13 protein-coding genes are annotated in these 14,961 nt (G+C 40.1%); 4 read left to right on the forward strand and 9 right to left on the reverse strand.

All coding sequences use genetic code 11. From position 1 onward, the window contains the following. Nucleotides 1–168: 168 nt before the first annotated feature. The 3 genes from ychF to rsmC all read right to left on the reverse strand — a co-directional run bounded on the left by ychF (nucleotide 169) and on the right by rsmC (nucleotide 3,058). Nucleotides 169–1,260: a redox-regulated ATPase YchF gene (gene ychF, locus C5N92_RS06800; RefSeq protein ID WP_111750096.1), complete on the reverse strand. Its 1,092-nt coding sequence runs from the start codon at nucleotides 1,258–1,260 to the stop codon at nucleotides 169–171. 135 nt (nucleotides 1,261–1,395) lie between these two features. After that, nucleotides 1,396–1,980: an aminoacyl-tRNA hydrolase gene (gene pth / locus C5N92_RS06805; protein WP_111750097.1), complete on the reverse strand. Its 585-nt coding sequence runs from the start codon at nucleotides 1,978–1,980 to the stop codon at nucleotides 1,396–1,398. An 88-nt stretch (nucleotides 1,981–2,068) separates the two neighbouring features. Continuing rightward, entirely contained in the window at nucleotides 2,069–3,058 is a 990-nt protein-coding gene (rsmC, locus tag C5N92_RS06810) for a 16S rRNA (guanine(1207)-N(2))-methyltransferase RsmC (RefSeq protein ID WP_111750098.1), read from the reverse strand. A gap of 83 nt (nucleotides 3,059–3,141) precedes the next feature. On the opposite strand from rsmC, the gene C5N92_RS06815 reads away from it, so the two are divergent. The 3 genes from C5N92_RS06815 to srmB are packed head-to-tail and all read left to right on the forward strand — an operon-like array spanning nucleotide 3,142 to nucleotide 5,360. After that, complete coding sequence (locus tag C5N92_RS06815; RefSeq protein WP_111750099.1) at nucleotides 3,142–3,561, forward strand: DNA polymerase III subunit psi; 420 nt, start codon at nucleotides 3,142–3,144, stop codon at nucleotides 3,559–3,561. Then, the gene (gene rimI / locus C5N92_RS06820) at nucleotides 3,558–3,995 is read left to right on the forward strand and encodes a ribosomal protein S18-alanine N-acetyltransferase (RefSeq protein ID WP_111750100.1); all 438 of its coding nucleotides are present in this window, start codon (nucleotides 3,558–3,560) and stop codon (nucleotides 3,993–3,995) included. The genes C5N92_RS06815 and rimI overlap by 4 nt, the downstream gene beginning before the upstream one ends. 39 nt (nucleotides 3,996–4,034) lie before the next feature. Beyond that, nucleotides 4,035–5,360: an ATP-dependent RNA helicase SrmB gene (gene srmB, locus C5N92_RS06825; protein ID WP_111750101.1), complete on the forward strand. Its 1,326-nt coding sequence runs from the start codon at nucleotides 4,035–4,037 to the stop codon at nucleotides 5,358–5,360. Between the two features lie 71 nt (nucleotides 5,361–5,431). Here srmB and recQ read toward each other — a convergent pair whose 3' ends face one another. The 3 genes from recQ to lexA form a co-directional block, all read right to left on the reverse strand. After that, nucleotides 5,432–7,246 carry an ATP-dependent DNA helicase RecQ gene (gene recQ, locus C5N92_RS06830; protein ID WP_111750102.1) on the reverse strand — a complete coding sequence of 605 codons (1,815 nt, stop codon included), beginning with the start codon at nucleotides 7,244–7,246 and terminating at the stop codon, nucleotides 5,432–5,434. Beyond that, nucleotides 7,246–7,554, reverse strand: coding sequence for an iron donor protein CyaY (cyaY, locus tag C5N92_RS06835; protein ID WP_111750103.1), 309 nt, complete (start codon nucleotides 7,552–7,554; stop codon nucleotides 7,246–7,248). Before cyaY ends, recQ begins: the two co-directional genes overlap by 1 nt. Before the next feature lie 88 nt (nucleotides 7,555–7,642). Continuing rightward, nucleotides 7,643–8,272, reverse strand: a complete 630-nt coding sequence (gene lexA, locus C5N92_RS06840) for a transcriptional repressor LexA (protein WP_111750104.1) — start codon at nucleotides 8,270–8,272, stop codon at nucleotides 7,643–7,645. Nucleotides 8,273–8,422: 150 nt separating this feature from the next. On the opposite strand from lexA, the gene plsB reads away from it, so the two are divergent. After that, complete coding sequence (plsB, locus tag C5N92_RS06845) at nucleotides 8,423–10,870, forward strand: glycerol-3-phosphate 1-O-acyltransferase PlsB (protein ID WP_111750105.1); 2,448 nt, start codon at nucleotides 8,423–8,425, stop codon at nucleotides 10,868–10,870. A 10-nt stretch (nucleotides 10,871–10,880) separates the two neighbouring features. On the opposite strand, the gene priA is transcribed toward plsB, so the two are convergent. From priA to rarD (C5N92_RS06860), 3 genes are read right to left on the reverse strand one after another with little or no spacing between them, the layout of a single operon-like run. Beyond that, complete coding sequence (gene priA / locus C5N92_RS06850) at nucleotides 10,881–13,094, reverse strand: primosomal protein N' (RefSeq protein WP_111750106.1); 2,214 nt, start codon at nucleotides 13,092–13,094, stop codon at nucleotides 10,881–10,883. A gap of 35 nt (nucleotides 13,095–13,129) precedes the next feature. Continuing rightward, nucleotides 13,130–14,014, reverse strand: coding sequence for an EamA family transporter RarD (rarD, locus tag C5N92_RS06855; RefSeq protein WP_111750107.1), 885 nt, complete (start codon nucleotides 14,012–14,014; stop codon nucleotides 13,130–13,132). A gap of 1 nt (nucleotide 14,015) precedes the next feature. Beyond that, a complete protein-coding gene (rarD, locus tag C5N92_RS06860) occupies nucleotides 14,016–14,894 on the reverse strand; it encodes an EamA family transporter RarD (RefSeq protein ID WP_111750108.1) in 879 nt (292 codons plus the stop codon). Nucleotides 14,895–14,961 lie beyond the last annotated feature (67 nt).

Raw genomic sequence — 14,961 nt, forward strand, 5'->3', positions numbered from 1 at the left:
AAAAATAAACATTAGCAACAATTTTGTCCACATGGCATAGTTTTTGACGGTTCAGCAACAATTTTGTCTACTATGCCAAAATAAATCAAATCATACCGCTTGTATATGTGCTTTTTAAAAGATATATAAAAATTAAGGGAGTTGTCTTACACAACTCCCTTTTACTCATTACACATTAAAGCGGAAATGCATCACATCGCCATCTTGAACGATATATTCTTTTCCTTCTAAACGCCATTTACCGGCTTCTTTCGCACCATTTTCACCTTTATATTGGACGAAATCATCGTAAGCAATGACTTCAGCACGGATAAAACCACGTTCAAAATCAGTATGGATCACGGCAGCAGCTTTCGGAGCGGTTGCACCAATAGACACTGTCCAAGCACGCACTTCTTTTACACCAGCAGTGAAATAGGTCTGTAAATTCAATAACTTATAACCTGCACGAATCACACGGTTTAAACCCGGCTCTTCAATGCCTAAATCTTGTAAAAACTCAACTTTTTCATCATCGTCTAGTTCTGCGATTTCTGCTTCAATCGCCGCACAAACTGGAACTACCACCGCATTTTCTTTTGCCGCAATTTCACGTACTTGATCTAAATATGGGTTATTTTCAAAGCCATCTTCATTCACGTTTGCGATATACATTGTTGGTTTTAAGGTTAAGAAGTTGTAACCTTTGATAGCGTGTAGCTCATCTTTGTCTAATTCAACGGAACGAATCATTCCGCCAGCTTCCAATGTCGGTAGAATTTTCTCCATAATGGAAAGCTCGAATTTAGCGTCTTTATCGCCACCTTTAGCACGTTTTTGTAAACGTTGAATCGCACGCTCACAGCTGTCTAAGTCTGCTAAAGCAAGCTCAGTGTTAATCACTTCAATATCATCAAGCGGGTTGATTTTGCCTGCAACGTGCACGATATCATCATTTTCAAAACAACGCACCACGTGACCAATCGCATCGGTTTCACGAATGTTGGCTAAGAATTTATTGCCTAAGCCTTCGCCTTTGCTCGCTCCTGCTACTAAGCCTGCGATGTCCACAAATTCCATCGTGGTTGGCAATACACGTTCTGGTTTTACAATTTCTGCTAACGCATCTAAGCGTGGATCAGGCATTGGTACCACGCCTGTGTTTGGTTCGATAGTACAGAACGGATAGTTTGCCGCTTCGATACCTGCTTTCGTTAATGCATTAAAAAGTGTTGATTTACCTACGTTTGGTAAGCCGACAATACCACATTTAAATCCCATAATTTTTCCTATAAATAAAATGTTATGTAGGGACACACTGCGTGTGTCCACTTATCCATTTCTCCGTATTATTTTGAGAAACATATATTTTTCGGACACACGCAGTGTGTCCCTACTGTAATTGTGAATAGATACTTATGCCTTAAACCCATTCAAGCGATTTGTCGCTTTCACAATGCCTTCTTTAAACAGCAATTCCACACAACGACTGGCTTCATCAACGGCTGCATCAATTAACGGCTGATCGGTTGGCGATGGTTTGCCGAGTACATAGCCTGCGACTAAATCTTTATGTCCGGGGTGTCCAATACCAATACGCACACGGTAGAAATTATTGCTATTGCCAAGTGCTGCGATAATATCTTTTAAGCCGTTATGCCCACCGTGTCCACCGCCTTGCTTGATTTTTGCTACACCAGGAGGTAAATCCAATTCATCGTGAGCGACTAAAATTTCTTCGGGTTTGATACGGTAAAAATTCGCCAAAGATCCGACCGCTTTCCCACTTAAATTCATAAAGGTGGTTGGTACAAGTAAACGCACTTCGCCTTGTGCTGTGTTGATCTTGGCGACTTTACCAAAATACTTCGCTTCCTCTTTTAAGGAAACGTTAAACATTCGAGCAAGTTCATTAATCAACCACTCGCCTGCATTGTGGCGGGTGTCTTCATATTTTGTGCCGGGGTTAGCCAGCCCAACGATCAATTTAATTTGCGACATAGTTTCTGCTTAATAAATAAAAGGCGGTATTGTAGGCAAAAAGGGCTAATTTCACAAGGAATAAGCCCCTTTTTATGAAAATATCCCGTTAAACTGTTGCAGAATAAACCTTAAACTTCGTCGATTTAGCTAACACTTGATGCTGACCAAAGGCTTTATCCAATAAATCAGGATAAGGCAAGAAAGCATTTGCTACAATACGTAGCTCACCGCCTTTATTGAGATGCTGTTTAGCCTGTAAAATCAATTCTTCTACCGCTCGGTAAGCTGTATCAACACCATCATGGAATGGCGGATTTGAGACGATCAAGTCAAAACGTCCATCAATGTGAGAAAAGACATCGCTTGCGACCACTTCGCCTTCAAGCTGATTTTCAGCAAGGGTGCGTTGGCTTGAGGCGATTGCCATAGCGTGAATATCGGACATGGTCAGCTTGATTTTCGGGAATTGTTGTTTTAAAAACGCCCCAATTACCCCTGCGCCACAGCCTAGATCTAACACTTTGCCTTTTAGCCGATCTGCTTTATCAAAGGTTGAAAGCAACAATTTTGAGCCGTTATCTAACTCCGCCGAGCTAAATACTGCAGGTAAAGCGAATATATTTAGCTCGTGCAAGCGGTAAGATTTCCAAAATTTTTTGCAATCAAATTCAGGCACTTGCGCTAATTTAAAATGATATAAACCACAGCGACGAGCAGAATCAATTTTGGCAATCTCGCCAAAGGGTTCAAGCAAGGTTTCGACAGAACGAATACCAACACGGTTTTCACCAATAATCAATACTTCTTGCCCAACAGGCGCAGTAGCCAACCATTGTAGCAGTTGAAATTGACACTCTTGTTTATTCTTTGTCCAATAAAAAACGGCTAAATCCGCAGATTGATGGCATTCCAAGCCAAACTCGACATTGGAATAATGGCGAGCATAATCAAAATAACTACTAAATACTGAGATAGATTTTGCCGATGGCGCAATCAAATCCGCAAAGCGATCTCGCACATCGCCAAATAACAATACATGCTTCTGTTCAAATTTTTCTAAGTGCCTTTCCAACACTTCACTTTCGAGTGATAACATAAATTTCCACGCTTTAATGCAAAATAATTTCTGCATTTTACCGATTTTTGTTACTATTCCCCAACTTTTTATGAGGAAAAATGATGAATCGGCGAGATTTGCTTTTAGCGGAAATGAATATTCCCCAATGGATGCTGACCAAACCGCAGGTGCTACAAGGCGATGCTCAAATTCGCTTAGATAGCGATGTAAAATTGGTGGTGATCTGCGAAGAAAACTATCAGCAGACAGGCTTATTTCAAGATATTCTGCGAGCATTGCAAGTAAATTACCAACAATATCAATGGCTTAGCTTTGAACAAGCAATGCGCCTGCAGTTTGAACATCAACCAATCTTTTGGTTAATTCAAGAAGAAGCACAAGCGGTACGATTTGCAAAAAAATTTACAAATCAGACCGCTTGGCATTGTTCTTCTTGGCAGTCACTCAGCAATTCAAAGCAAAAACGTCAATTTTGGCAACAGATGCAACCATTTTGTCAACATTTTGAGGATAATTCGTGATTTCCCCTATTTTAGAACCCGATTTCGACCGCTTGTTTGAGATTGAGCAGCAAGCCCATTTAGTGCCGTGGGCGAAAGGCACTTTATTAAATAGCCAAGGCGAACGTTATTTAAATTTGAAATTATCCGTTGAAAATCAAATTGTTGCCTTTGCGATTTGTCAGTTTGTATTAGATGAAGCAACGCTGTTTAATATCGCCGTTGATCCTGCTTATCAAGGTAAAGGCTATGGCAAACAGCTATTACAAGCGTTAGTTGAACAGCTAAAACAAAAACAAATCACGACATTATGGCTTGAAGTGCGGGTATCAAATACGAAAGCACTGCAACTTTATTCCGCCCTTGGCTTTAACGAAGTCACCATTCGCAAAAACTATTACCCAACGCAAGACGGTGGGCGAGAAGATGCGGTGGTAATGGCATTATATTTATAGTGAAAACACGAATACCGATTTATATCAACAGAGAATAATATGAACGAATTAACTACTTTTGAAGAACTTGATTTAAGCCCCGAGCTGTTACAGGCCTTGGAAAAGAAAGGCTACAAACGCCCGACAGCGATTCAACAAGAAGTCATTCCTCCTGCGTTAGAAGGGCGAGATGTGTTAGGCTCCGCCCCAACAGGAACAGGTAAGACAGCGGCATTTTTGTTGCCTGCGTTGCAACATTTGCTTGATCATCCACGCCGTAAACCTGGTCCGCCACGTATTTTGGTTCTAACCCCAACCCGTGAGCTTGCGATGCAAGTGGCTGAGCAAGCAGAAGAACTGGCTCAATTTACCAACTTGAAAATTGCTACAATCACAGGCGGTGTGGCGTATCAAAATCACGGGGAAGTGTTTAACACCAACCAAGATCTTGTGGTGGCGACTCCAGGACGTTTACAACAATATATCAACGAAGAGAATTTCGATTGTCGCTCTGTTGAAGTGCTGATTTTTGATGAAGCGGATCGTATGTTGCAAATGGGCTTTGGGCAAGATGCCGAAAAGATTGCGGCAGAAACCCGTTGGCGTAAATATACTTGGCTCTTTTCAGCGACTCTTGAAGGCGAATTGTTAGTGGATTTTGCTCAGCGGATTTTAAATGACCCTGTGCAGATCGATGCAGAACCAAGCCGCCGAGAGCGGAAGAAAATTCAGCAATGGTATTATCACGCCGACAGCCTTGAGCATAAAACTAAATTGTTGGCTCGTTTAATCAGCGAATTTGAGATTGAGCGAAGCATTGTGTTTGTCCGTCGCCGAGAAGCGGTACGTGAGTTGAGCGAAACCTTGCGTAAACGTGGTATTCGCTCAACCTACCTTGAAGGTGAAATGGCACAAACACAACGCAATCAAGCCATTGCTCGTTTAAAAGATGGCGTGGTGAATGTATTAGTCGCAACGGACGTGGCGGCACGGGGGATTGATATTGATGATGTCGATTTTGTGATTAACTTTGACTTGCCATACAGTGCCGATACCTATTTACACCGTATCGGGCGTACTGCTCGGGCTGGTAAAAAAGGCTCGGCAGTGTCGTTAGTGGAAGCTCACGACTACAAATTGCTCGGCAAAATCAAACGCTATACGGAAGAGCCGTTAAAGCCTCGAATTGTCGAAGGCTTAGAACCTCGCACCAAAGCCCCGAAAGATGGAGAAGTGAATACGGTGTCGAAAAAAGAAAAAGCGCGTATTCGTAAGAAGAAGGAAGAGAAAAAAGAGAGCTTGAAGAAGAAGGTCAAGGTTCGCCATAAAGATACGAAAAATATCGGGAAAAGACGTAAGCCTACTTCGGAAAAGGCAGAAAGTTAGAAGTCGTTAAAGTATCTATATCCTTATAACAAAAGACTTTATATCAAAAAATGGCTACTTAGGTAGCCATTTTATATTCGAGTAGCAGCATGAGCTTGAATTAAACTTAAAAAGGCTTCACCAAATCTTTCCAGTTTTCTCTCCCCAACGCCATTAATTGATAGCATTTCATCTTCTGTAGTAGGCATAAATTCTGCCATTTCTTGTAATGTTGCATCATTAAATACCACATAAGGCGGAATATTTTCTTTATCAGCAATCTGTTTACGTAAAAAACGCAAGCGAGCAAAGAGATCTTTATCATAACGCTTACTTGTTTGTTGCTTATGTACATAAGCTGTCGCAGAAAAGCTTAAGCGTGGATTAGCCAGGTTGAGCGGTTTTTCGCCACGTAAGATTGGGCGAGCCTCTTCAGTTAGTTGTAAAGCAGAGTGGTTTACAATGTTTTGGCGAATAAAGCCTAAATGAATTAACTGACGAGTAACACTGATCCAATATTCTTGAGACTTCTCTTTACCAATCCCATAAACAGAAAGTGTATCATGTTGATATTCTCGGATTTTTTGCTGGTTTAAACCACGAAGTACAGCAATGATATGATGTAATCCAAAGCGTTGCCCTGTACGATAAATGACAGACATTACTTTTTGAGCATCAATTAAACCATCATATTTTTTCGGTGGGTCAAGGCAAATATCACAGTTTTGGCACGCCGTTTGTCTTGTTTCGCCAAAATAGTTAAGTAGTACTAAACGGCGACAAGTTTGAGCTTCTGCAAAAGCGCCTATTGCCTGTAATTTATGCTGCTCAATTTGTCTCTGTTCAGTTTCAGGTTTTTCTAATAATACTTTATGTAACCAACCATAATCGGCAGGATCGTAAAATAAAACGGCTTCAGCGGGTAAATCATCTCGTCCTGCACGCCCTGTTTCTTGATAGTAGGATTCAATACTTCTTGGAAGATCAAAATGTACGACAAAGCGGACATTTGATTTGTTGATCCCCATTCCGAAAGCAACAGTGGCGACCACAATTTGAATGTTGTCGCATTGAAACGCATTTTGTACAGTTTCACGTTGTTGGACGGTCATACCCGCATGGTAACCCATTACAGAAAATCGACGAGCAGAGAGTTTTTCCGTCAGTTCTTCTACCTTTTTTCGGCTGTTGCAATAAACAATGCCACTTTTACCCTGTTGGCTACTGATAAATTTAATCAGTTGATCGACAGGTTTAAACTTCTCTTGTACGGTATAACGAATGTTAGGGCGATCAAAACTCCCTAAGTAAGTATGGGGATTATCCAACTTGAGATGATGAATAATATCAAAACGGGTTGTAGGATCTGCCGTAGCAGTTAGTGCTACAAGCGGTATGTTTGGGAAAGTTTTTCGCAAACCACCCAGTAAAGTATATTCTGGGCGAAAATCATGTCCCCATTGAGATACACAATGAGCTTCATCAACTGCAATTAAGCTAATTTTACATAAGGAAATAAACTGAAAGAAATTTGATGTCATCACCTTTTCAGGTGAAAGATAAAGTAATTTAAGCTGTCCAGAGATTGCTTTTTGTTCAACAGATTGTTGCTCTTCAAAGGTTTGCGTAGAGTTAATATAACCTGCTTCAACACCATTCGCTAAAAGTTGATCAACCTGATCTTTCATTAACGAAATTAATGGAGAAATAACGAGTGTAAGACCTTCCAAACAAAGAGCAGGAACTTGATAACAAAGGGATTTACCTCCCCCCGTTGTCATAATTACCAAACAATCTTTGCCCGACAAGATCGCGTCAATAACTTCGGATTGACCTTGTCGGAAAGATTGGTAGCCAAAGATGTTGTGTAATACTTCATTGGCTTTGGTAATGAGAGAGACTGACATTAGTTAAAAGAGACAGTTTCACCGTGACGAGCCACAGCCTCTTCTAAATGTGTCCAGAAAGAACGACCTTCCGCACTGACCCAATCATCATTTCGATAGGCAAAGTGGTAGCCACCAAGTTTACTTGCAAGCCAAAGTTCAAGCATCGCTTCTTGCTTATTAATGACAATTTGTGAATCATCATCAAAGGTGATCGTAAATACGGCACCTTGGGTTTCACAATCCACATCACATCCTTGCTCTTCTAATTGCTCTTCAATACGTTCCCATACTTGTTCAATAGCTTGGTGAAATTCAGCTAAATTCATAATAATCTCTTATTCAAATTAAAAGGTGAAGGCGTTATTTTGGATTCTTCTGAATGTTTTTTCAATCGAAATTTATTTTTGAAAGTGTTTACATCCAAGCGTTACTGCGGATCACTCCTACAGCAATTCCTTCTATTTCAATATAAGATTGGCTAGGATCGACGACAATCGCTTCTAATTCATCATTTTCAGGGTGAAGATAGATTAAATTGCCTTTTTTCTCTAAACGCTTAACGGTTACTTCGTCATCAACTCGAGCAACAACGACTTGTCCATTACGCACCGATTTTGTTTTATGCACAGCAAGTAAATCACCATCTAAGATGCCAATTTTTTCCATTGAGTTTCCATTAACTTTGAGTAAATAGTCTGCTGACGGTGTAAACATCGCTCCATTAACAGGATAATGTCTTTCAATATGTTCAATGGCTTCAATTGGTGTACCAGCAGCGACTTTGCCTATTAATGGTAATCCTTCTGCATCATTTGCTGCTTCATCTTCAACTAAGATACGAATACCACGAGAAGTGCCTGAAAGCATTTCAATATAGCCTTTACGAGCAAGGGCTTTTAAATGCTCTTCAGCAGCATTAGGCGATTTAAACCCAATATCTCGAGCAATTTCAACACGAGTTGGTGGCATACCTGTTGTTTCAATATAATTTTTAACGAAATCTAAGATTTCCTGCTGGCGAGCAGTTAAATGTTGTCTTTTCATAATTTCCCCACTGTCTTTATATACAGAAATTATTGACATTATATACAGTGAAATTTCATTTGCAACAAAATAATTTCAGATTTTTCTAAGAAATTTATGATAAACTGAGCATCGTTTTAATCCGATCATAATTATTAAAAGGATATAAAAATGTCTAGTCTATTAAACCTTTATCGTAAAGTGCTTAATTTGCCACTTTCTCTGCTTGTTAAATCTAGATCCATTCCGACAAATCCCGTGGATGAATTGGGATTGAATTTGGATCAACCTATTGTTTATGTCTTACCTTACACATCTCAATCGGATCTGCTCATTTTACAAAAAAATTGTGCGGTATTAGGTCTGCCAGATCCTTTATTAAATAATGAAATTCAAGGTCAATCTTTACCACGTTTCGTATTTTTGGATGAAGGGCGCCGTTTTTTCAAATCGAAAGGTGCAAAAACAGAAACAGAATCAGTATTCTACCGTTATCTAGATCTGAATCGTCAGGATGAAAATCTCAATATTCAGGTTATGCCTGTTTCAGTTTTATGGGGAAGAGCCCCTGGTAAGGAGAAAGGTTTACCTGTATTACGTTTGCTTGGCCCCTTCCAACGTTTAATTACGATGTTATGGTTTGGTCGAGATAATTTTATTCGTTTCTCACAAGCGGTCTCTTTACGCTATATGATTGCAAATTATGGATCGGATAACAATTTAGCGCAAAAATTAGCGCGTGTAGCGAAAATGCACTTTGCTAAACAACGTTATTCAGCAACAGGTCCACAATTACCTGATCGTCAAGCCATGTTCAATAAATTACTTCAATCTCCAGCTATTTTAGCGGCTATTGAAGACGAAGCGAAAAAGCCAAAGGGATCACCTGAAAAAGCGCGTAAAGAAGCAGAAAAAATTCTAGATGAAATTGCGGCTAATGTTCGTCATGATAGTTTGAGAACGGCTGATCGAGTACTTAGTTGGCTTTGGAATAAGCTCTACCAAGGAATTAATGTTCAGTATGCGGAACGTGTACGTAAATTAGCTTTAGAAGGTCACGAACTGGTTTATGTACCGTGTCATCGTAGCCACATGGACTATTTATTACTTTCCTACATTTTGTATCATCAAGGCTTAGTGCCGCCACATATTGCGGCAGGGATTAATCTTAACTTCTGGCCAGCGGGGCCTATTTTTAGAAGTTGGGGCGCTTTCTTTATCCGTCGTACTTTTAAAGGAAATCGTCTTTACTCTACGATTTTCAGAGAATATTTGGCCGAGCTCTTTTATCGTGGCTATTCGGTAGAATATTTTATTGAAGGCGGACGCTCACGTACAGGTCGTTTACTTGATCCGAAAACAGGTATGATGTCCATGACATTACAGGCTCTCCAACGTGGTTTAACAAGACCAATTAGTATTGTACCTGTGTATATTGGCTATGAGCATGTTTTAGAAGTCGACACTTATGAAAAAGAGCTTCGCGGTGCAGAAAAAGAAAAAGAAAATGCAGGGCTTGTACTTCGTGTCATTAAAAAATTACGTAATTTAGGGCAAGGTTTCGTTAATTTTGGTGAACCGATTCCATTAAATCATTACTTGAATCAACACTTTCCTGAATGGAAAGAACCCGTACAAGAAGATAGCCGACCTAAATGGTTAAATAGCGCTGTGGAATCTGTTTCTAAGCAAGTTATGGTGCATATCAATAATGCAGCGGCAGTAAATGCTAAAAACTTAATTGGTTCGGTATTATTAGCATCACGTCAGCGTTCACTTACCCGTGAGCAACTTATCGAACAAGTTGAAAGTTATATGCAGTTATTTAAGCATGTTCCTTACACAAATGATGTGACTTTGCCAACTGATTCCGCAGAGACAATGTTAGATCATGTAATTAAATTACCACGTTCAGGCGTGATTTCTGAAAAAGATAATTTTGGGGAAATTATTCGTTTAGAGCGTCAATCAGCTGTTCTGATGACTTATTATCGCAATAACATTCAACACTTGTTTGTATTGCCATCACTCGTTGCAAGTATTGTGTTACACCATGAAGCTGTAGCAAAAGATCTGATTATTCAAAGTGTTAATCGTATTTATCCGTTCTTACAAGCGGAGTTATTTATGCACTTTAAAACAGCAGATGTTCGTGGTCATATTGAAGCAATCTTAGCCGAATTTGTGGCTCAAAATCTGATTAAGAATGAAAGTGATATGTTTGTGATTAATCGCCAACGTATTCGTTCTTTACAGTTACATGCTTCGGGCGTACGTGAATTATTACAACGCTACTATATTAGCCTGAGTATTTTGATTGAACAGCCAGAAATGAGCCGTAATACCTTAGAAAAAGAAAGCCGTTCTATTGCACAACGTTTATCTGTTCTACATGGTATTAATGCACCGGAGTTTTTTGATAAAGCGCTTTTCTCAACATTCAGCAATACCTTAAAAGATCAAGGCTATTTCGATGAAGAAGGCAATACTGTAGTTGAAAAAGTAAAATCTACGGAAGAATTAATTCGAGGTTTGATTTCTATTGAAGTTCAGCACACTATCCAAGGAGCTATGGTTAAGTTGGATGAGACTGAAAAAGAAGAGAATACATCAGAATAAGAGTTAATATTTATCCAATTTCCTGCGGATCAATATCTACGCTAAACCAAACGTCATTGCGGAGATATTGATCCTTTTTTTCATCAAAGCGATCTAACAGCTGTTGGATCGTACTTCTTGTAGAATGTTGAAGCAGTAGCTGCCAGCGGTAGTGTCCTGCTTTTTTTGCCATTGGAGCATTAAACGGACCTAGCAGTTGGAAGCCTTGCCATTGGTTTTCGTTGATAATTTGTTGTAAACAAGCGGTTAGATCTTGCAAAAAATTTGCAACTTTGTCGTTGTCTCTGCCTGTGGCTCGGATCAGTACTTGCGATGAAAATGGCGGTAAGCTCATTATTTTTCGCATTGCTAACGCTTGTTTGGCAAAGGCGAGATAGCCGTCATTTAGTAGCGTAGTGAGCAGTGGGTGGTCGGGGTAATGGGTTTGGAGTACCACTTCGCCTTGCTTTTCCGCCCGTCCTGCTCGCCCTGAAACTTGCACATAAAGCTGTGCCAAGCGTTCTTCGGCTCGATAGTCGGTGGAAAACAGGCTACTATCCACATTGACAATCGCCACCAGTGTCACATTCGGGAAGTGATGCCCTTTCGCCAACATCTGTGTGCCGATCAAAATTTGGCTTTTGCCTGCTTGAATATCAGCGAGATGTTGCTCCAACGAACCTTTGCGGACGGTGCTGTCTCGGTCAATGCGAGTAATACGATATTGTGGAAAATGTTGAGCCAACACCTGCTCGAGCTGTTCCGTACCGATCCCTGTGGTAATCAGATTGACCGAACCGCAATGCCCACATTGGCGTGGAATGGCTTTTTGCGATGCACAGTGGTGGCAACGCAGTACCCGCTGTTTTTGGTGATAGGTAAACGGCTTGTCGCAAGACGGGCAGTCGGCGATCCAACCACATTCGTGGCAGAGTAGCACAGGGGCAAAACCACGACGGTTTAGGAACAACATCACTTGGTTGCCCTTTTCCAAATGGCTTTGCATCATCGCCAACAGCTTTTCCGATAAGCCCGAAAAGATTCGCTGTTTTTTTAGGTCGATCAGCGTCTGTGTGGAAAATTGAGCATTGCCAGCCCTTGCACTCAGTTGCAGTTCGGTAAATTTGCCGTTTTGCACATTTTGCAAACTTTCAAAACTTGGGGTAGCCGAGCCGAGAATAATCGGGATATTGTTATTTTTCGCCCGAAGCACCGCCAAATCCCGTGCGTGATAACGCCAGCCGTCTTGCTGTTTGAACGAGCTATCGTGTTCTTCATCAATAATAATTAAGCCAAGCTGATGAAATTGGCTGAATAACGCCGAACGCGTGCCGATCACAATGGCACTTTCGCCATTTTTCGCCCGTAGCCACGCATTGAGCCGTTGGCTGTCGTTGAGATTGGAGTGCAGAGCATCAATTTCCACATTAAAACGGGCTTGGAAACGCAAAATAGTTTGTGGCGTAAGACCGATTTCAGGCACGAGTACCAACACTTGCTTGCCCTGTTTCAGCACTTCTTCAATCACTTGTAGATAGACTTCCGTTTTGCCCGAGCCTGTTACACCATTGAGCAAAAACGCCCCGAAGCCTTGTTGATAATGCAAACGGCTGACCACAAGGGTTTGCTGTTTGTTTAGGGTTAAGCGGTTTTGGCTGTTGCAAATCGGCTTGTCACCCAGCTTTTCTTGCCACGATTGAACGGTAAAGGGCTGATAAAACGGCTCTACATAGCCTTTTTCAAGCAAGGCTTTCCACACCGCAGGGCTACAAGCGGTCGGTTTTTCAAAAAAATTTGCAATTTCAGCCAGTTGGCTCAATAGCTCTTGTTGCTTTTTGGCTTTTTGCACCACGCCGTTAGCAAGGGCTTTTCTGCCGTTTTCGCTCACCACAAAATAGTCAGGAGCGGTACGTTCACTGCTTTCCCCTTGTCGTAATTTAGTCGGCAAAGCGGTTTGTACCACTTCGCCCAAAGGGGCGTGATAGTAACGGCTTGCCCATTGCAACAGTTGCCAAATTTCATCATCGAATAGCGAATGTTCATCTAGCACTTGCTCTATCGGCTTGAGTTTTTCAGGGGGAATATCCGATGTTGTTGGAAAATCCACTACAATACCTAGCTTGCGTTGCCGCCCAAAAGGCACAACCACCCTAGCCCCTTTCGCCACATTATTAAATTGGGGCGGAAGCAGGTAATCAAAATAGCGTGCTAGTGGCACGGGCAGAGCAATGCGGATCAGTTTCATCTTAACGGTTAATTAAAATTTTTGGGTTTTGATTGTTATTTTTTAATAACTGAATTATCAATATTTTTACTAAAACTATCAATGGACAATAATAAAATGGATACCGCCAAACACGCCATTAAAATATAAGATTTCGCTTCTAATACTTCGCCGATAGCAAAAGAGATAAATAACATCACTAAAGGTTCTGCATAGCCTAATAAACCTAACACATTAATGGGTAACGTATTACTTGCTGCAATATATAAGATAAATGCCATTCCATTGACTAAACCTAATAACGCCAAATAAAAATAGAGATATTGGTTTTGACTTAAGATATAAGGTTGATCAACTTGGCTAATATAATAAATGGCAAAAGGGAGTAGTAATAGCAATTCAACAAAAAAAGTAGCGAGACTATTAATATTAAAATAACGGCGTAATGCTATATAAATAGGATAGCCAAAGCCTGCTACAAAGGTTGCCCACGAGATTGTGCCAGTTAAAAGGATATTAATCGTAACACCTAAAGTCGCAAAAATTAATGCCCACCATTTTAATCGGGTAAAATGTTCTTTAAAAATAATTTTACCTAATGCGACAGCGACTATTGGTAATAATAAATAGCCAATAGAGACTTGAATAGCTTGCCCGTTATTTGGTGCCCACAAAAAGAGCCAAAGTTGTACGCCAGTGTTTAAAGCGAGCAACAATAAAATAGCTATTAAGAATGGCTGTTTTTTTATTTTTAGATAGAGATCTTTAAAGGCTTTTTGTTGATGAAATAAAATAATCGCCAGTAAAATAAATGGCATTAATACCACAATACGAAAGCCGAAAATGCTATCGCTATCTAACGGGCGTAATAAAACCGCAAAATAATAGCCTGCCCCAAATAAGATATTCGCCGAGAGTGATAAGAGAATGCCTTTTAACATTTTAGCCACCCCGTTGTTTTCGGATCGCGACAATACCGTCAAAGAGTAATAATAAGATCGAAATAATCAAACAGCCCATTAAAATATAGGACGATTGATCTAATACTTCACCGATAATAAATGCAACCACTAACATTGATGCGGGTTCAATATAGCTTAATAATCCTAATACATTAATAGGTACAATACTGCTTGCCATAATGTAACTAATTAATGCGGTACCACTAACCACCCCTAATAACATTAACCAAGAGTAAAAATTCGGATTTTGTTCAGTAACAAATTCCATATCGGTATTTAGCATAAAATAGCTTGCAATAGGCAACATTAAGATAATTTCACACACAAAGCTTGATAAATGAGACATATCAAACTTTTTACGCAAACTAAAATAAACGGGGTAGCCAATTAATACCATTAAGGTTGCCCACGAAAGAGAACCTGTAGAGATTAAGGTAAATAAAACACCAATAGAGGCAAAAATAATCGACGCTATTTTTAAATAAGATAAGCTTTCTTTAAATAAAAAACGCCCAACGGCAACCATTGCAATTGGCATTAATAAATAACCGATAGAAACGTCAATGGCATAACCATTATTTGGAGCATATAAAAATAACCACATTTGCGAGCCTGTTACGGCGGTGGTAATTAATAAGACGAAAATTAAATGAGGTTGCTGTTTTAAGCGGATTAAATAGGCTTTAAATTCGTCCGTTTTTTTGAAAATAAAGAGAGCTGCAATCACAAAAGGCAAGCTCACCCACATTCTAAAGCCGTAAATTTCTTCACCAGAAAGCGGTTTTAAATGGGTAGATAAATAATAAAGTACACCGAATAACAGTGATGCGGTGATAGAAAATGTGATGCCTTTTATCATTTGGGTTTTGGGTAGAATTTGTTTCCCCTTGAAAATAAAATCATTAATTGTAGGGACACACTGCGTG

The organism is Glaesserella australis (assembly GCF_003260095.1).
Classification (GTDB): Bacteria; Pseudomonadota; Gammaproteobacteria; order Enterobacterales; family Pasteurellaceae; genus Glaesserella; species Glaesserella australis.